Raw genomic sequence first — 16735 nt, 5'->3', positions numbered from 1 at the left:
TCTGGCTCGCGTCGCGCGGCGGCGGGATCGGCACCTATTGGGGCAACGTCCGCGGGATCGGCGAGCCGGTCGGCCTCAACGGCAAGACCAGTGGCATCATCCCCTTCGTACGCGTCATGGACAGCCTGACGCTGGCGATCAGCCAGGGCTCGCTACGCCGCGGCTCGGCCGCCTGCTACCTCGACATCTCGCATCCCGAGATCGAAGAGTTCCTAGAGATCAGAAAGCCTTCCGGCGACTTCAACAGAAAGGCTCTGAACCTCCACCACGGCGTCCTCATCCCCGACGCGTTCATGCGGGCGGTGCGCGACGGCGCGGAGTGGATCCTGCGCTCGCCCAAGGACCAGTCGGAGCGCGCGCGGGTCGACGCGCGCGCGCTGTTCCAGAAACTGGTCGAGACCCGGCTCGCGACCGGCGAGCCGTACATCATCTTCGCTGACCACGTGAACAAGGCGATGCCCAAGCATCACCGCGACCTCGGGCTCAAGGTCTCGACCTCGAACCTCTGCTCGGAGATCACGCTGCCGACCGGCAAGGACCATCTGGGTCGCGAGCGCACCGCGGTATGCTGCCTGTCGTCCCTCAACCTCGAAACCTGGGACGAGTGGAAGGACGAGCCGCACTTCGTCGAGGACGTGATGCGCTTCCTCGACAACGTGCTGCAGGACTATATCGACCGCCACGAGCCCGGCATGGAGCGCGCCGCTTATTCCGCCGGGCGCGAACGCTCGGTGGGGCTGGGCGTCATGGGCTTCCATTCCTTCCTGCAATCGCGCGGCCTGCCGTTCGAGGGCGCGATGGCGAAATCGTGGAACCTGCGCATCTTCAAGCAGATCAAGGCGCAGGCCGACGAGGCCTCGATGCAGCTCGCGATCGAGCGCGGCCCCTGCCCCGACGCCGCCGACATGGGGGTGATGGAGCGCTTTTCGTGCAAGATGGCGATCGCGCCGACCGCGTCGATCAGCATCATCTGCGGCGGCACCAGCGCCTGCATCGAGCCGATCCCGGCTAACATCTATACCCACAAGACGTTGTCGGGCAGCTTCTCGATCAAGAACCCGTATCTGGAGAAGCTGCTCAACGAGAAGAGCAAGAACTCCGATGCGGTGTGGAATACGATTCTGGAGCGCGGCGGCTCGGTCCAGCACCTCGACTTCCTCAACGCGGAAGAGAAGGATTGCTACAAGACCAGCTTCGAGATCGACCAGCGCTGGCTGCTCGAGCTCGCGGGCGACCGCACGCCGTACATCGACCAGTCGCAGTCGCTGAACCTGTTCATCCCGGCCGACGTCGAGAAATGGGACCTGCTGATGCTCCACTTCCGGGCGTGGGAGCTGGGCATCAAGTCGCTCTATTACCTCCGCTCCAAGTCGGTCCAGCGCGCCGGCTTCGCGGGCCAGGAGGGCCAGAGCGGGGTCGAAGCCGACAACACGCTGGCGCCGCCCCGGTTCGAGATCGGGGAGACGACGGATTATGATGAGTGTCTGGCGTGTCAGTAGTCGGATGAGCGTTCGAAAGGGCGAGGCGTCACCCTCACCCTTTCGCCGCCTGCGGCGGCTGTTCCCTCTCCCATTGGGAGAGGGAGGGAGGCGCGAAGCGCCGGAAGGGTGAGGGTGACGTGCGGACTTACGAACATCAGCCATCCGGCACGGTCGACCGCCTCCGCGAACTGCGCCGCGACGCGCCCGAGCCTGAACGGCGGTTGCTACGCGGGCTGAAGGAGGCGTTTCCAACGCTGAAATGGCGGCATCAGTCGCCGCTGGGGCCGTTCAAGCCCGACATCCTGTGTTTTAGCGAGAAGCTGGTGATCGAGGTCGATGGCGATACCCATGCCGGAACGAAGGCAAAGGACACCGCCCGCACACGGTTGATCGAACGACAGGGCTACCGGGTGCTACGCTTCAACAACGCCGATGTGATGAGTAACCTGGACGGCGTGATTGCCGCCATTTCCCTCGCCTTCCAGGAGAGGGGGCGAGGCACGAAGCGGCGGAAGGGTGAGGACAGGGGTGGAGGTCAGCCCTCGTTATGACCCTGTCCTCACCCTCTCGCGCCTGCGACGCTCCGTCCCTCTGCTGGAAGGAGAGGAACGGTCAGCGGTCACTCCGCCTCTTCGAACATGTCTACCGCGTTCTGCGCGGTCGCGGACAGGCGCACCGTATCTCCCTCGATCGACGCGACCAGGCCGGCGGGCAGGTAATGGTGCTTGCCGCCCTGCCCGTCCTCGGTCTGCGCGCTGTCGTTCTTGGTCAGCTTGATGCGCTCGCCGTCGACATGGTCGACCGTGCCGACATGGACGCCGTCGGCACCGATTACCGTCATGTGCTCCTTGATGTTGCTATGGTCGTGCATGGTTCGTCTCCTGTGAGGGGTTCGGGGGCGGAACGAGCAGCGAGGGGATTGGATGCATTGAGCCGTCGTGTCCGCCATTCCTTCCCCCCTTGTGGGAGAAGGTGGCGCGCAGCGCCGGATGAGGGGGCGAGCCGCAGGCTCGCGCGACCGCTGCGCGGTCGCCCCCTCACCCTTCCGCAGCGCTGGCGCGCTGCTCCCTCCCTCTCCCACAAGGGGAGAGGGATTGTAAGAAACCGGCCCACATGAGCTGGCAGGTCATCATCATGTACGCGGTCGCCGCGCTACTGTGCCTGATCGGCGCCGGCCTGCTCCTCGCGCTCACCCGGCCGAGCGGCCCGGCCAAGGTCTATGTCTTCCGCATGGCCGGCATCATGGCGATCGCCGCCGGCGTCGTGCTGGCATTTTCGGCCAGCGCGATGCATCAGTGGAACGTCGAGTCATGACCAGCCCCGCCGCCAGGGCGATCGGCGCACTTCAGGTGCTCTCGCTGTCCGCGCTCGTCGTCGTTCTCGCCCGCCCCCGCGCATCGTGGAGCCTTCGCGCCCGCCTGCCCGTTGCCCTTCTCGCCCTCGCCGCCAGCGCCGCCCATCTTTTCCTCACCATCCTGTAGTCCGGAGCTCCCCATGTCCCTTCTCCACGCCTCCAAGCAGTATAAGCCCTTCGAATACCCCTGGGCGTTTGAGTTCTGGAAGCGCCAGCAGCAGCTCCACTGGCTGCCCGAGGAAGTTCCGCTCGGCGAGGATTGCCGCGACTGGGCGCAGAAGCTGTCGGACCACGAGCGCAACCTGCTCACCCAGATCTTCCGCTTCTTCACCCAGGCCGATGTCGAAGTGCAGGATTGCTATCACGAGAAATACGGCCGCGTGTTCAAGCCGACCGAGATCAAGATGATGCTGACCGCGTTCAGCAACATGGAGACGGTCCATATCGCCGCCTACAGCCACCTGCTCGACACGATCGGGATGCCCGAGAGCGAGTATGGCGCCTTCCTCGAATATGCCGAGATGAAGGAGAAGCACGACTACATGCAGAAGTTCACCGTCGACAACGACGAGGACATCGCGCGCACACTCGCCATGTTCGGCGGCTTTACCGAGGGCGTCCAGCTCTTCGCCAGCTTCGCGATGCTGATGAACTTCCCGCGCTTCAACAAGATGAAGGGCATGGGCCAGATCGTCACCTGGTCGATCCGCGACGAGACGCTGCATTGCGAGGGCATCATCAAGATGTTCCACACCTTCTGCGCCGAGCGCCAGTGCCTGACCAAGGCGGTGAAGGACGACATCGCCGACGTCTGCCAGACCACGATCCGGCTCGAGGACAATTTCATCGACCTCGCCTTCGAGATGGGCCCGGTCAACGGCATGACGCCCAAGGAGATCAAGAAGTACATCCGCTACATCGCCGACTGGCGGATGAACCAGCTCGGGCTGAAGCCGATCTACATGATCGACGAACACCCCCTGCCGTGGCTCGCCCCGATGCTGAACGGCGTCGAGCACGCCAATTTCTTCGAACAGCGCGCGACGGAATATTCGAAGGCGGCGACCAAGGGCCAGTGGAACGAGGTCTGGGATTCGTTCGACAAGCGCCAGAAGGCCAAGGCCGGGCCGGCGGCGAACGAGGATGTAGTGGTGGGCGAGGACATGTTCTCGCGGGCTGGGGTGGCGGCGGAATAAACATGGAAAAATGCTTTGTAATTCAGCGCTTCGATGGAGGTGCCTACGATCGACGGTTTGTCGAAACATTTGCTCCTGCCATTGAGGCCGGAGGTGCTTCTCCAGTGCGCGCTGATCAAGTTTTGGGAACTCGACCTGTTATTGAGAAAATAGAGGCTGGTTTACGAGAGACTGACATAGCGTTCTGCGATGCGTCAGAAGACAACGCTAATGTATTTCTTGAGCTTGGATATGCATTTGCTTTCAATGTTCCGGTGGTGATCGTTTGCGATAGGGCGAAGCGCTCTAGATTGCCGTTCGATATATCTCATCGAACTGTGATATTTTATAGCACAGATTCACAATCTGATTTTGAAAAGTTGGGGAAGGCAATTACCGATAACATTCGTGTTGCTCTTTCCGAAACTTGGCAGGCGAAAGCAGTCGAACAAAGGCTAGAAACGAAAGTTGATTTTGACGAGATTGAAGAAGTTATAAGGCTTTGTCGTCTTGAGTTTTTAGAACAAGATATGAGGTCTGCGGATGGAGCGTCGCTTTGGGATGTTGAGAAGAGCATCGGGAAAGGGATGATCACATCACGCATGATTGCACTTGCCACGGCGCATTTGGTCGATACAGGGTTTCTAGAACGATTTCGAAGTGATAGCGGAGATTTTGGCCGAGTATCCTATAGTTATCGAGTAACAGAACTTGGCCGGACGGAGCTTCTTCGATCATACCGTTCGTTAATGCAAGCCGAGTTTGAAAACCTGAGAATTGGTCGACATCTCGATCTGGAGCCTGGTTCGTCGCCTGATGATATCCCATTTTAGCCCCTGTCGATTGACAGGCCACATTAGCAAATCGCACGAGACGTATTAGAATTTGCGCATTTCTCGCTTATCTTGGGCTAAAGGCATGACGTGGGGCAAGCCTTTAAAATAGAACTGTCCTACAACCCCCGCCCTGTATAACTGCTCCGGCTCCTCGAACGACAGGAGCCAGAAATGAAGCCTTCCCAGCACATCGACGAACCCGCCGGCCGCATGGTCAACAACCACGGCCATTGGGAATACCGCTACGACGACCCGGCGCTGAACCCGCCGCTGCCGCCCGAGCCCGCCGCCACGCCGGCGCGGAAACTACGCGCGGTGGCCTCAATTTCCTCAACTTGTCCCGACCCCACGCCCCCGGGCGAGGCCGGCACCACCGCCCCCTACACCCCAGCCCAGCTCAAGCCCCGCCACGACGGGTGGACCGCCAAGCGGCAGCGGACCTTCCTCACCGCGCTCGCCGAGACCGGCTCGATCTCCATGGCGTGTTCGCAGGCCGGGGTGTCGTCGCGCTCTGCCTACCGCCTCCGCTCGCATCCAAAAGGCGCCGCGTTCGCCCGCGCCTGGGACATGGCGCTCAAGCTCGCCACCGCGCGCCTGACCGCGCTCGCCTATGAGCGCGCGACGCGCGGCACCGTCAAGGAGACCTGGGTCGAGGGCGAGCTCAAGACCACCACCCGCGCGCCGTCCGACAAATTGCTGATGTTCCTGCTCCAGCACCTCCTCCCCGCCGGCCGCCCCGGCGACCGCTGGACCGGCTTCGAGGCGATGGCGACCGAGGCGCGCGCGGGCTTCCCCGCTCAGCTCGCCGACCTCGCCGATCAGGCGATCGAGATGGTCGAGATCAACAGCCGCGACTTCTTCGATTCGGCCCCCGGCGACCAGGACGAGGACGGGTGACTCGCGCGCGCACGCGAGAGGGTGCGACTTTTGTGACCTTTGGGGGCGCGGACGGCTGTTTCGGAAGCAGGGGAGAAGCGGTCGGCGGACGGACGGCCACTTCTCCTCGGTCGGTCGCCCGATCCCGCCGCGCGCTGACGAGCCACCTTGTCCGGAATGTCCAATACCCATGCGGGTTTATCCGCGATGGACAACGCGACGTCGACGACGGCGCCGCCGGGGGCGGTGCGGCGTCATCGATCATGGGGGAAACGATGAAGCCGAATCTGATTCTCGCGACCGCCGTGGCGCTGGTCGCCGCGCCGACCGCCACCAGTGCCGCCGATCTCGTCGTCAACGGCAATTTCGATGGCGGCAATGCCGGCTTCTCGACGACCTATCTCTACAATGGCGGGGGCGTGCCGCAGGGATCCTATTTCTTCACCAGAAACTATAACGGCATCACCGACCACACCACCGGCTCGGACTATTTCATGGCGGTCGACGCCAATAGCGACAGCAGTTACTTCTGGTCGGAAACCACCAACGTCGCGGCCAACAGCGCCTATACGTTCAGCTATTGGGTCCGCAACCTCACCGGCGGCAGTCAGCCGATCGTCTCGACCACGGCGAACGGCAGCCAGATCGGCATGGACACGACCGTATCGGACAACGGCCAATGGCAGCACGTATCGATCACGTTCAACTCCGGCGCCGCGACCAGCCTCACCCTGACGTTGCTCAACAACAACCATAGCTATATCAACAACGACCTGGGCGTCGACGACATCAGCCTGATCGGCCCGGCGGCGGTCGGCGCGGTGCCCGAACCGGCGAGCTGGGCGATGCTGACGATCGGCTTCGGCGTCGTCGGTGCCGGCCTGCGCCGCCGCCCGGCCAAGCGGGCCGTCGCCTGACGCGGCGATGTCGGAAATATACAATCATTCGTGCCGGTTGTGCGACACGAGTCGGCGGTCGTCCGACTCACTCCGGGACGACCCCGAGTTCGGCACGAGCGGCACGATTTCACGCCGCCGCGCCCCGGGCGAAGGCGCCCGCCTTCGCCTGCTCAGCGGGCCGCCGCCAGCCGAAGGGGGGCCGGCGGCGGCTCCGCTCTACGTTCCGGCTCGTCGTCGCCGGGTTGCGGCGGCAGGCGAAAGGACAGGCTGACCCCGGCGCGCATCTGTTCCATCGCCGCCGCCGCCATCAGCCGGCGCGGCGCGCCGAAGTAGGCGCGCGGGGTCATGCCCATGAAGTCGCGGAAATCGCGGTAGAAATGCGCCTGGTCGAAATAGCTGTCGATCGAACCGCGCACCTGGCCGCCGATCGCGCTGCGGACCTGGCCGAGCGTGTCGAGGAAGCGTTGCAGCCGCATCAGCCGCTTGGGTGCGAAGCCGAAGGTCTTGAGGCACAGCCGGTACAGCGTCCGCTCGGTCAGCTCGGCCAGCTCGGCGAACTCGACGACCTCGGCGGGCCGCATCCGCAGCGCTCGGTCCACCGCGCGCACCGCCGGGCTGACCGGCGGCCGCGTCGCTAGCCGGGCGAGCAGCAGCCGCTCGATCGTCGCGACGCTCGCCGTCTCGTCGGGCTCCGCCACCAGCGCGTCGAGCAATGCCTCGCCGTCGAAGCCGAGCCGGTGCTCCAGCGGCGCGATCCGGTTCGCCATCTCGCTCGCGTCGCCGCCGATCAGCCGGTGCCACCCGATCGGCGTCATGCCGAAGCCGATGCAGCGCCCGCCGGTGGTCACGATCCGGCCCGGCCGGTCGGTCGGCCCGAACAGCGCCGCGGTGCGCGGCGGCGGCGATTCGAACCCGTCCATCAGCACGTCCCACTGCCCGGCGATCGAGAAGCGGACATTGCCCCATTCGGGATAGAGAAAGTCGGTCAGCGGCCCGCCGATGTCGACGAAATAGAAGAAGGTGATGTAGCCGATCAGCGCCTCGCAGGGCCGGTGGATACGTACCGCCACGCGGGGCTCGGCCCCGCTCGCCATGCCTGCGCCCGCCTGCTCCATCCGTTTCGCGACCCCTGTCGGCGCCGATCGTCCCCCGACTCGGTCGCCCCCGCGCAATTTGGCCAAAAAACCCGCCGACTTTCAAGCGCGAAGCCCGTCCACACGCGGGACTCGCCGCCGAATGCCGTCATGCCGCCGGCTCGTCGGGCATCGGCGTCGGCCCGACCGGCGTTAACCGCGTCCGCTAACGCCACGTCGACATCGCCCGGCGCACGGGATCGGGTATGTTCTCGCGCCTCTTCCGCAACCGCTGGTCGGCGCTGCTCTGGGCAGGCGGCGTGGTGTGGATCGCCTATGACATCGCCGACACCGCGCCTTCGCCGCCGCCGAGGACGGCCAAGGCCGATGCGACCGCCGTCGACGTCACCGGCGCAGCGGTGGACGCCGCCGACCTCGCGGCGCTCGCCAACGCCGCCCCTTGACGGATCAGAAGGCCGCGTAGCGCTCGTTGCCCTCGAAGCCGAGCCGCGTCACCCCGGCGCGCTTGATCGTCGCCAGCGTCCGGTCGACCGCCTCGAAGCGCGTGAGCGCATCCGACGCCAGCGTCAGCTGACCCCCGCTCCTCACGATATCGCGCAGGCGCGCATCAAGTCCCGCGCCGCCGACCTCGACGCCGTCCCAGCTCACAACCCCGGCCCGGTCGATCGCCAGCCGATGCACCGGCGCGTCGCTGGCCGGCCCCGCCTTGCCCGGCAGGTCGATCGGCAATTCGTTGGTCGCCATCGGCAGGCACAGGATGAACATGACGATCAGCACCAGGAGCACATCGATCAACGGCGTGATGTTGAGCTCGGCCAGCGGCTCGTGAGACGTGATGGTGGACATGAACGGCCTCCTCTCCGGTTGATGTTACATCGTAACATATCGGAAGGAGGCCGCAAGCCGCTTCAGGGCTTCAACGCCACGTCGTCGGCGTCGTCCAGCTCATCGTCTTCATCATCGTCGCCATCGTCGAAGGACGATTGGGTGTCGTCCTCGTCGATGTCCTCCTCGGCCATCGGCACGGTCGAATCGGTCTCGCCGACCTCGCCGTCCTCCATGTCGAGTTCGTCGAGTGGTTCTTCCTCGGCGTCGCCGCCCAGGTCGGGGTTGAGATCGGTCAGCAGATTGCCGTCGCTGGGCCCGTCGCGCGTCGCCTCCAGGATCTCGGCGCGCTGGCTCTCGTCATAGCCGTCCTCGTCGTAACCGTCGTCGCCCGTGCCAGCGCCCGTCACCTGATGTCCGCCCATGTCCGCCTCCTGAATGTTGGTGAGGCGCGAACGGCGGGGCGGGCGGTCAGGTTCCGCCGCAGAGCGCACCGGCGTAGCGCAGCGACGCCTGAGACGCACAAGGCCGGCCGGGCCCGGCATCGCCGGGCTTCGACGTCGCGGGCGGCCAGTCCGGCTGGTCAGCCTCCCGGCGGCACGGGATGGAACAGCCGCCCCCGCTCGGTGACGGCGGCCAGCAGCAGCGCCAGCATCGACACGCCGATGAACCCGGCAATCATCGGCGCCGGCGTGCCGTCGAACGCCTGACCGATCACGGCGCCGATCAGCGACCCCAGCATGACGCTTGCGAACCCCTGCACGCTCGACGCGGTGCCCGCGATATGCCCCATATTCTGCATCGCCATCGTCGAGAAATTGGTCCCGATCATCCCGAAGCACGCCAGCGTCATCGCCTGGAGCACGATGAAGACGGTCAGCGTCTCCAGCCCAGCATGATAGACCGCCAGATGCAGCGCCGCGATGACCAGCACCGCGCACACCGAGCCATGCGACAGCAGCCGCTGGCCGAAACGCATCACAAACCGGGCATTGGCGAAGTTGCTCAGCGCGATCGCGCCGGCCGTCAGCGCGAAGACGAGCGGGAGCAGCGTCGGCCGCCCGAAGCTGTCGCCCACGACCTGCCCGATCGAATTGAGATAGCCATAGATCCCGCCCTGCATCGCGCCCGCCGCGAGCATGTAGCCCAGCGACAGCCGGTCGGTGACGGTCGTGCGCCAGCCGCCGGCGATGCGCGCGGGCGACAGCGGCAGCCGGTCCTCCGGATGCTGCGTCTCGGGCATCCGTATCCAGAACCAGGCCGCCACCACCGCCGCCAGCCCGGCGATGACCGCAAAGATGAAGCGCCAGTCGCTGACCAGCAACAGACCGACGCCCACGGTCGGGGCAAGCACGGGGACGATCATGAACATGATGAACGCGGTCGACATCACCCGCGCCATCGCCCGGCCCTCGAATCGGTCGCGCACGATCGCGATCGGCACCACCCGCGTCGCCGCCCCCGCCATCCCGCCGAGCACGCGCGCGGCGAGCAGCGCCGGAAAACTGTCGGCGACCGCGCAGACCAGATTGGCGGCGGCATAGGCGACGAGCGCGGTGACCAGCACCGGGCGGCGGCCGTAACGGTCCGCGAGCGGCCCGTGCAGCAACTGGCCGACGCCGAAGCCGAGCAGGAAGGCGGTGATGACGAACTGCCGCCGGTTCTCCTCGGCGACGCCCAGCGCCTCGCCGATCGCGGGCAGCGCCGGCAGCATCGTGTCGATGCCGAGCGCCCCCAACGCCATCAGCGCGGCGACCATCGCCGTGAACTCGGCAAAGCCGATCGGCGCGCCGGTGGGCGCGGGGGTGGGTCGAGCGGTCACGATGGAGGAGCCTTTAACGATGAAGGCCCATGCCAGTCACCCTCAATCCGTCATGCCGGCCCTGTGCCGGCACCCAAACACCGGGCGTGTCGCGCCGATCTTCGCGTTCAGGCCTGTCCTGAAGTGGACCCCGGCACGTGGCCGGGGTGACGGAGAGAAAGCATCGGCCTATATCTCCTTCATGCTCGACACCCCTATTGCTCCCAGCACGGCCGAAGTGCCCACCCTTTCCCTCGCCAGCCAGGCGCGCGACCCGCAGGGCTTTGCCGCCGACCTCGGCGGGTCTTTCCGCCGCTTCGGTTTCGCGATCGTCGCCGACCACGGCATCCCGCAGGATCTGATCGACCGCGCCTGGCAGGAGACGGCGAAGCTCTTCGCGCTCCCCCACGCCGAGAAGCGCGACTATTTCACGCCGGGCGGCGGCGGCGCGCGCGGCTACACGCCGTTCAAGACCGAGATTGCCAAGGGCGCGAGCGCGGTCGACCTCAAGGAGTTCTGGCATGTCGGTCGCGAGCTGCCGGCCGGGCATCGCTTCGCCGACAGCATGGCCCCCAACGTCTGGCCGACCCGTCCCGAAAGCTTCCGCGACACCTTCATCGAGCTGTTCGCCGCCTTCGACCGCGCCGGCGACAAGCTGCTGTCGGCCATCGCCATCGATCTCGGCCTTGCCTCCGACTGGTTCGACCACGCGGTCGAGGACGGCAATTCGGTCCTCCGCCTCCTCCACTATCCCCCCATCCCCGCCGATGCCGAGGGTGTCCGCGCCGGCGCGCACGAAGACATCAACCTGATCACGCTACTGTTGGGCGCGGAAGAGGCCGGCCTGGAGCTGCTCGACCGCGATTCCGGTCGCTGGCTCGCGATCAAGCCGCCCGCCGACGCGCTCGTCGTCAATGTCGGCGACATGCTCCAGCGCCTGACCAACCACGTCCTGCCCTCGACCACCCACCGGGTCGTCAACCCGCCGCCGGAGCGCCGCGGTCATTCACGCTATTCGATGCCCTTCTTCCTCCACCCCGCGCCCGATTTCCTGATCGAGACGCTGCTGGACACGATCACGGCGGACAACCCCGACCGCTACCCGACCCCGATCACCGCGCACGACTATTTGCACGAGCGGCTGGTGGAGATTGGGCTGGTGAAGAAGTAGCGCGACGGCGCTTTTTTGGCTGTCCTACACGTCCCTTGTCCGGCAGCGTCCTCAAGCTCTTTGATATCGTCACCAGCACCCCGGCAGGGACAGAATAACGTCCGTCAGCCGCTTGGTTCGTCGTATCCATGTTTCGGCTGAACGACATTCTGCGCGATTTGGCGCGATCTTTGTGAACTTTCGCGAGGCGTCCGAGGCACCGTCAACGATGGCTCAGTCGAAGCCCCGCGCCAGGAATCGCTCCGCCATCGCGCAATGCAGCGCCACGCCCGTCGCCATGACGCTCTCCTCGATCGTCATCCTGGTATTATGCAACGGCGGGTTGGTGCGGAAGTCGCTGCCCTCGGGCGCGACGCCCAGAAACGCCATTGCGCCGGGCACGTCGCGCAGGACATAGGCGAAGTCCTCACCGCCCATCATCGGCGCCGGCATGGTGATATAGGCCGCCCCGATGGCCCCGGCGCATTCCTCGAACATCGCCACCGCGCGCGGGTCGTTCTGCGTCACCGGATAGCCCCGGTCAATCCACGCCTCCGCGGTCGCGCCGTGCGCCCCGGCGATGCCGGTCACCAGCCGCTCGAACGCCTCGTGCATCCTGGTCCGCGTGCTTTCCGACAGAGTCCGCATCGTGCCGAGCAGTTCGGCGGTATCGCCGATGATATTGTGCGCGCCCGTGCCGGCTTTGATCGTCGTGATCGTCAGTACGGCGGGATCCTGCACGGGGATGCGGCGAGCAATGAAGGTCTGGAGCGCCAGCACGATCTCGCAGGCGATCGGCACCGGGTCGATATTGTCGTGCGGCATCGCCGCATGACCGCCCGCGCCGGTGATGCGGGCATGGACCGTCTCCGCCGAGGCGAGCAGCGCCCCGGCACGGCTGACCACCGTGCCGGCGGGCATGTTCGGCGAGATGTGGAGCGCGAACGCCGCCTCGGGCGCGGCCTTTGCCAGCAGCCCGTCCTCGATCATGAAGCGCGCGCCGTGATGTCCTTCCTCGCCGGGCTGGAACATGAAGACAATCGTGCCGGGCAGGTAGTCGCGCCGCGCGCACAAGGCCCTGGCCGCGCCGACCAGCATCGCGGTATGCGCGTCGTGGCCACAGGCGTGCATCGCGCCGGCGTTGCGGCTGGCGAAGGGCAGTCCCGTCTGCTCTTCCATCGGCAGCGCATCCATATCGCCGCGCAACAGGACGGTACGGCCATTGCTTCCCTCTCGCGCCGCGGGGCCGCCGCGCAGGATGGCGACGAAGCCGGTGGTCGAGGTGGAGTCATGGATTTCGAGCGGCAGTCCCGCCAGCGCCGCCTTCGCCTTTTCGGTCGTGCGTGGGCAGTGAAGCCCGACCTCGGGATCGGCGTGGATCGCGCGTCGGAGCGCGACGATGTCGTCGAGCCCCTCTTCGCCGATACTGCTCCAGTCGGTCGCGGCGTCGAGGTCGAAGGACATGGTAAGCTCCTGAAAGTTGGTGCGACCTTACGCCTGTCAGCGCCCTCGGAACAACCCGCCCAGCACGCCCCGCACCAGCCCACCGACGACGCCGCCAGCGATCCCGCCGGATTTGCCGAACGCCACCTTGGTCACCTCCCGCGCAATCGCCGTTCCCGCTGAGCTGGTCGCCGAGCGCGTTGCGGTGCGAATCGCGCGGTTCCACGGGCTGTTCGCCGCCTCGCGCTCGGCGGTCCGCTGCGCCTGCGCGTCGAGCCGCGCCTGACGGTCGGCGTCGCGCTGAGCGGCCAGGCGCGTGCGTTCGGCCTCCTTGGCGGCGACCGCGTCGGCTTTGGCCTGCGCGGCGGCGGCCTTGGCCGCCTCGGCATCCGCCTGCGCATGGGTCGCGGCGGCGCTCGCCTCGTCGGCCTTGGCCTTGAGCAATTCCTCCGCGGAGACGCGGTCGATCAGCTTGTCGTATTTATCGCCGATCGCATCCGTCTGGATCAGTACGCCGCGCTCGACCGGCGTCACCGGCCCAACGCGCGATCCCGGCGGCGCGATCAACGTGCGCTGGACCGGCTCGGGCGAGCCGTCCGGCTGGAGCAACGACACCAGTGCCTCACCGATCTTGAGCTCGGTGATCGCGCTCGCGACATCGACCCCGGGGTTGGCGCGAAAGGTCTGCGCGGCGGCGTTGACCGCCTGCTGGTCGCGCGGGGTGAAGGCGTTGAGCTTGTGCTGGATACGGTTGTTGAGCTGCGCCGCAACGGTGTCGGGGATGTCGATCGGGTTCTGGGTGATGAAATAGACGCCGACGCCCTTCGACCGGATCAGCCGCACGACCTGCTCGATCTTCTCGAGCAGCGCCTTGGGCGCGTCGTTGAACAGCAGATGCGCCTCGTCGAAGAAGAAGCACAGCTTCGGCTTGTCGGGGTCGCCGACCTCGGGAAGCTGCTCGAACAGCTCGCTCAGCAGCCACAGCAGGAAGGTCGAATAGAGCTTGGGGCTCGCCATCAATTTATCGGCGGCGAGCACGTTGACGACGCCCCGGCCCTTGTCGTCGAGCTTGATGAAATCGCCCATGTCCAGCGCGGGCTCGCCGAAGAAATGCTCGCCGCCCTGGCTGCGGAGCTGGAGCAGCGAGCGCTGGATCGTGCCTACCGATTGCTTCGAGACGTTGCCATAGGTGACGGTCAGCTCGTCGGCCTGGTTGGCGCACTCGGCAAGCATCGCCTGAAGGTCGTCGAGGTCGAGCAGCAGCAATTTGTCTTGGTCGGCGACGTGGAAGGCGATCGTGAGCACGCCCTCCTGTACCTCGTTCAGGTCCATCAACCGCGCGAGCAGCAGCGGCCCCATCTCGCTGACGGTGGTGCGGATCGGATGGCCCTGCTCCCCGAATAGGTCCCAGAACTGCACCGGGGTATCGGCATAGGCCCAGTCCTTGTCGCCGATCTCGGCGGCGCGCGCGGCGAAGGTGGCGTGGAGCTTGCCCTGCGGCGATCCGGCCATGGCGAGACCGGACAGGTCGCCCTTCACGTCGGCGACGAAGCACGGCACGCCGTTGCGGGACAATCCCTCGACCAGGCCCTGCAACGTCACCGTCTTGCCGGTGCCGGTCGCTCCGGCGATCAGGCCGTGGCGGTTGGCGCGCGACAGCGGCAGGATCTGCGGATTCGCCCCGCCCTCGCCCGCCCCGATGAAGATGCCGTCCGCCATGCCCGCTCCTCTTGCTTCAGGTCAGGATAGAGCCCGTCGGAACGGACGCCAAGCCACGCCTATTTCAGGCAGGCGACGATCCCGGCGATGACCGAGGCGGTATCCTGCGGGTCGCGGACCTTGACGGTGTCGAGGCCCATCTCCTTGGCGGGATAATCGTTGCCGCCGGGGAAGATCGCATCGCCCATGAACAGGAAGCCATCGAGCGGAAAGCCGGACACCTCGCTCAGCTTGCGCAGGCCATAGGCCTTGTCGACGCCCTCGCGGGTGATGTCGATCGAGGTTGCACCGCCCATGTTGATCGACAGGCCCGGCAGCCGCTGCTTGAGGTCGGCCTGGATGACCTTGCGCTTGGCGAAATCGGGGTCCCAATGCTCCTTGGCGTCGAGCGGCGCCTGCTGGCCGAGCGCGGAAAAGGTGATCTGGCTGCCGCGATCCTCGACGCGCTCGCCCCAGGTCTGTTCGGGCACGAACCCGGTCGCTTTGAGCGATTCGTCGAACGCCGTGAAGATCTTCTGCTTGGTCGCCTCGTCGAACAGCTCGGCATAGACCGCCGACCATTCGCCGTCACGATAGGTATAGAGCTTGGTCCCCGTCGTCGGCATCAGCCACAGCCGCGCGAGATCGGCGCGCTCGGGGAGGCGCGAGGCGACCTGCTTCTGGAACTGCGGCCAGTCGCCGCCCGAGATTACCGCGACGTCGGCGACGCCGAGTAGGTCGGCGAGCGCCTCGCTCATGAACGGCTCCAGCGGCTGCTTCGAGGCGGCGAGCGTGTTGTCGAGATCGAAGGCGACGAGTTGCTTCACTTAAGCGTGCTCCACATGAGGAAGGATGAGGCGGTCGATCGCGTGCGCCACGCCGTCGGCGTCGTTGGCGTCGGTAACGTCGTGCGCGGCGGCCTTCACCGCGTCGGGGGCATTGCCCATCGCGATCGACAGGCCCGCGCGTTCGAGCATCGGCACGTCGTTGTGCTGGTCACCGATCGCAACCGTGTCGGCCAGCGTAACGCCCATCGCGGCCACGAGCGCCTCGATGCCCGCGCCCTTGTTGGCCTCGGGCGCAGTGATGTCGAGATAGTAGGTCTGCGACTGCGCGATCGTCGCCCGCTCGCCGAATGCCGCCCGGGCGCGGACAAGCAGATCGGCGAGGACGAGCGCATCGTCGCTGACGAAGGTGATCTTGTCGGCGCGGTCGAGCAGGTCGGTGAAATCCTCCCGCACGATCGGCGCCTGGTCGGAGGCGACCCGCTCATGCTCGACGTGCTTGCCCCGGTCGGTCGACGCATACCAGCGATCGTCGGCAAACACCCAGATGTCGACCTGCGCCCCGTAAGCCATGTCCAGCACGCCTCGCGCCACCGCGGCCGCGATCATGTGATGCTCGCCCAGCCATCCGTCGCGCCTGAACAGCAGGCCGCCGTTGAACGCCGCCATCGGCGCGTCGATCGCCAGCGCGTCGGCAATCGGCATCATGCCGGAGCGCGGCCGGGCGGAGATGATCGTGAAGCCTACCCCCGCCGCCGCCAGCCGATGCACGGCATCGATCGTCGCGGGCGTCAGCTCCTTCTGCTTGTCGACCAGCGTGCCATCGACATCGGAGACGAGCAGCCTGATTGGCTGCGTCATTGCGGCATCTCGACATGGCCGCCGAAGCCGAAGCGCATCGCCGACAGCACCTGGTCGCCGAACGTATGCTCCACCCGGCTGCGGTAGCGCGCGAACAGCGCGGCGGTGAGCACCATGGCCGGCACCTTCTCCTCCATCGCGGCGTCGATGGTCCACTGCCCCTCGCCGGAGTCGGCGACGCGGCCGGAAAATTGCTCGAGCATCTGGTCCTTGGCGAGCGCCGCGGCGGTGAGGTCTAGCAGCCACGACGAGATCACCGAACCGCGCCGCCACACTTCGGCGATGTCGGTCAGGTTGAGGTCGTAACGCTCGTCCTCGGGCAGATGGTCGGACTTCTTCGTCTTGAGGATATCGAAGCCCTCGGCATAGGCCTGCATCAGGCCATATTCGATGCCGTTGTGAACCATCTTCACGAAATGCCCCGCCCCGGCCGGGCCGGCATGGATATAGCCCTTTT

General features: G+C 66.1%; 19 protein-coding genes and 1 pseudogene. 10 read left to right on the top strand and 10 right to left on the bottom strand.

All coding sequences use genetic code 11. The features are described 5' to 3' along the window. The coding region (locus ACFE7K_RS14745; RefSeq protein ID WP_375398959.1) for a ribonucleoside-diphosphate reductase subunit alpha at positions 1-1499 on the top strand (1499 nt) is incomplete at its 5' end. A gap of 119 nt (positions 1500-1618) precedes the next feature. Continuing rightward, complete coding sequence (locus ACFE7K_RS14740; RefSeq protein ID WP_375398958.1) at positions 1619-2032, top strand: endonuclease domain-containing protein; 414 nt, start codon at positions 1619-1621, stop codon at positions 2030-2032. A gap of 68 nt (positions 2033-2100) precedes the next feature. Here ACFE7K_RS14740 and ACFE7K_RS14735 read toward each other — a convergent pair whose 3' ends face one another. Beyond that, positions 2101-2352 carry a DUF2171 domain-containing protein gene (locus ACFE7K_RS14735; protein ID WP_375398957.1) on the bottom strand — a complete coding sequence of 84 codons (252 nt, stop codon included), beginning with the start codon at positions 2350-2352 and terminating at the stop codon, positions 2101-2103. 242 nt (positions 2353-2594) lie between these two features. Here ACFE7K_RS14735 and ACFE7K_RS14730 point away from each other — a divergent pair, with 242 nt between their 5' ends. The 6 genes from ACFE7K_RS14730 (at position 2595) to ACFE7K_RS14705 (ending at position 6639) form a co-directional block, all read left to right on the top strand. Beyond that, positions 2595-2795: a hypothetical protein gene (locus tag ACFE7K_RS14730; RefSeq protein ID WP_375398956.1), complete on the top strand. Its 201-nt coding sequence runs from the start codon at positions 2595-2597 to the stop codon at positions 2793-2795. Beyond that, the gene (locus tag ACFE7K_RS14725; protein ID WP_375398955.1) at positions 2792-2962 is read left to right on the top strand and encodes a hypothetical protein; all 171 of its coding nucleotides are present in this window, start codon (positions 2792-2794) and stop codon (positions 2960-2962) included. The genes ACFE7K_RS14730 and ACFE7K_RS14725 overlap by 4 nt, the downstream gene beginning before the upstream one ends. Before the next feature lie 13 nt (positions 2963-2975). Further along, positions 2976-4031, top strand: a complete 1056-nt coding sequence (locus ACFE7K_RS14720; RefSeq protein WP_375398954.1) for a ribonucleotide-diphosphate reductase subunit beta — start codon at positions 2976-2978, stop codon at positions 4029-4031. 2 nt (positions 4032-4033) lie between these two features. Continuing rightward, positions 4034-4843: a hypothetical protein gene (locus ACFE7K_RS14715; protein ID WP_375398953.1), complete on the top strand. Its 810-nt coding sequence runs from the start codon at positions 4034-4036 to the stop codon at positions 4841-4843. 174 nt (positions 4844-5017) lie between these two features. Further along, the gene (locus ACFE7K_RS14710; protein WP_375398952.1) at positions 5018-5743 is read left to right on the top strand and encodes a hypothetical protein; all 726 of its coding nucleotides are present in this window, start codon (positions 5018-5020) and stop codon (positions 5741-5743) included. Between the two features lie 254 nt (positions 5744-5997). Next, positions 5998-6639 carry a PEPxxWA-CTERM sorting domain-containing protein gene (locus tag ACFE7K_RS14705; protein ID WP_375398951.1) on the top strand — a complete coding sequence of 214 codons (642 nt, stop codon included), beginning with the start codon at positions 5998-6000 and terminating at the stop codon, positions 6637-6639. 152 nt (positions 6640-6791) lie between these two features. Here the strand turns inward: ACFE7K_RS14705 and ACFE7K_RS14700 are convergent, their stop codons facing one another. Further along, the gene (locus ACFE7K_RS14700) at positions 6792-7715 is read right to left on the bottom strand and encodes a helix-turn-helix domain-containing protein (RefSeq protein ID WP_375398950.1); all 924 of its coding nucleotides are present in this window, start codon (positions 7713-7715) and stop codon (positions 6792-6794) included. 245 nt (positions 7716-7960) lie between these two features. Between ACFE7K_RS14700 and ACFE7K_RS14695 the strand changes: the two genes are divergently transcribed. Beyond that, positions 7961-8158 (top strand): hypothetical protein, encoded by a 198-nt coding sequence (locus tag ACFE7K_RS14695; RefSeq protein ID WP_375398949.1) that lies wholly within the window; start codon positions 7961-7963, stop codon positions 8156-8158. Between the two features lie 4 nt (positions 8159-8162). On the opposite strand, the gene ACFE7K_RS14690 is transcribed toward ACFE7K_RS14695, so the two are convergent. The 3 genes from ACFE7K_RS14690 to ACFE7K_RS14680 all read right to left on the bottom strand — a co-directional run bounded on the left by ACFE7K_RS14690 (position 8163) and on the right by ACFE7K_RS14680 (position 10362). Continuing rightward, positions 8163-8561 carry an ExbD/TolR family protein gene (locus ACFE7K_RS14690; protein ID WP_375398948.1) on the bottom strand — a complete coding sequence of 133 codons (399 nt, stop codon included), beginning with the start codon at positions 8559-8561 and terminating at the stop codon, positions 8163-8165. 62 nt (positions 8562-8623) lie between these two features. Further along, a complete protein-coding gene (locus ACFE7K_RS14685; RefSeq protein ID WP_375398947.1) occupies positions 8624-8965 on the bottom strand; it encodes a DNA primase in 342 nt (113 codons plus the stop codon). Positions 8966-9123: 158 nt separating this feature from the next. Continuing rightward, positions 9124-10362 (bottom strand): multidrug effflux MFS transporter, encoded by a 1239-nt coding sequence (locus ACFE7K_RS14680; protein ID WP_375398946.1) that lies wholly within the window; start codon positions 10360-10362, stop codon positions 9124-9126. Between the two features lie 181 nt (positions 10363-10543). Between ACFE7K_RS14680 and ACFE7K_RS14675 the strand changes: the two genes are divergently transcribed. Continuing rightward, entirely contained in the window at positions 10544-11512 is a 969-nt protein-coding gene (locus ACFE7K_RS14675) for an isopenicillin N synthase family dioxygenase (RefSeq protein ID WP_375398945.1), read from the top strand. A 213-nt stretch (positions 11513-11725) separates the two neighbouring features. Here the strand turns inward: ACFE7K_RS14675 and ACFE7K_RS14670 are convergent, their stop codons facing one another. From ACFE7K_RS14670 to ACFE7K_RS14650, 5 genes and pseudogenes are all read right to left on the bottom strand, one after another. Further along, positions 11726-12955: a M20 family metallopeptidase gene (locus ACFE7K_RS14670; protein ID WP_375398944.1), complete on the bottom strand. Its 1230-nt coding sequence runs from the start codon at positions 12953-12955 to the stop codon at positions 11726-11728. A gap of 36 nt (positions 12956-12991) precedes the next feature. After that, positions 12992-14653 (bottom strand): helicase HerA-like domain-containing protein, encoded by a 1662-nt coding sequence (locus ACFE7K_RS14665; RefSeq protein ID WP_375398943.1) that lies wholly within the window; start codon positions 14651-14653, stop codon positions 12992-12994. A 59-nt stretch (positions 14654-14712) separates the two neighbouring features. Further along, positions 14713-15459, bottom strand: a complete 747-nt coding sequence (locus ACFE7K_RS14660) for an HAD-IIB family hydrolase (RefSeq protein WP_375398942.1) — start codon at positions 15457-15459, stop codon at positions 14713-14715. Then, the gene (locus ACFE7K_RS14655) at positions 15460-16278 is read right to left on the bottom strand and encodes a Cof-type HAD-IIB family hydrolase (RefSeq protein ID WP_375398941.1); all 819 of its coding nucleotides are present in this window, start codon (positions 16276-16278) and stop codon (positions 15460-15462) included. Next, positions 16275-16735: pseudogene (locus tag ACFE7K_RS14650) on the bottom strand (6-phosphogluconate dehydrogenase (decarboxylating)); the annotation flags it as partial. The gene ACFE7K_RS14655 and the pseudogene ACFE7K_RS14650, both read right to left, overlap by 4 nt.

This window comes from uncultured Sphingomonas sp., assembly GCF_964244265.1.
GTDB lineage: Bacteria > Pseudomonadota > Alphaproteobacteria > Sphingomonadales > Sphingomonadaceae > Sphingomonas.
The sequence above is the reverse complement of the archived record's forward strand: the minus strand, read 5'-3'. Positions and strand labels throughout refer to the sequence as shown.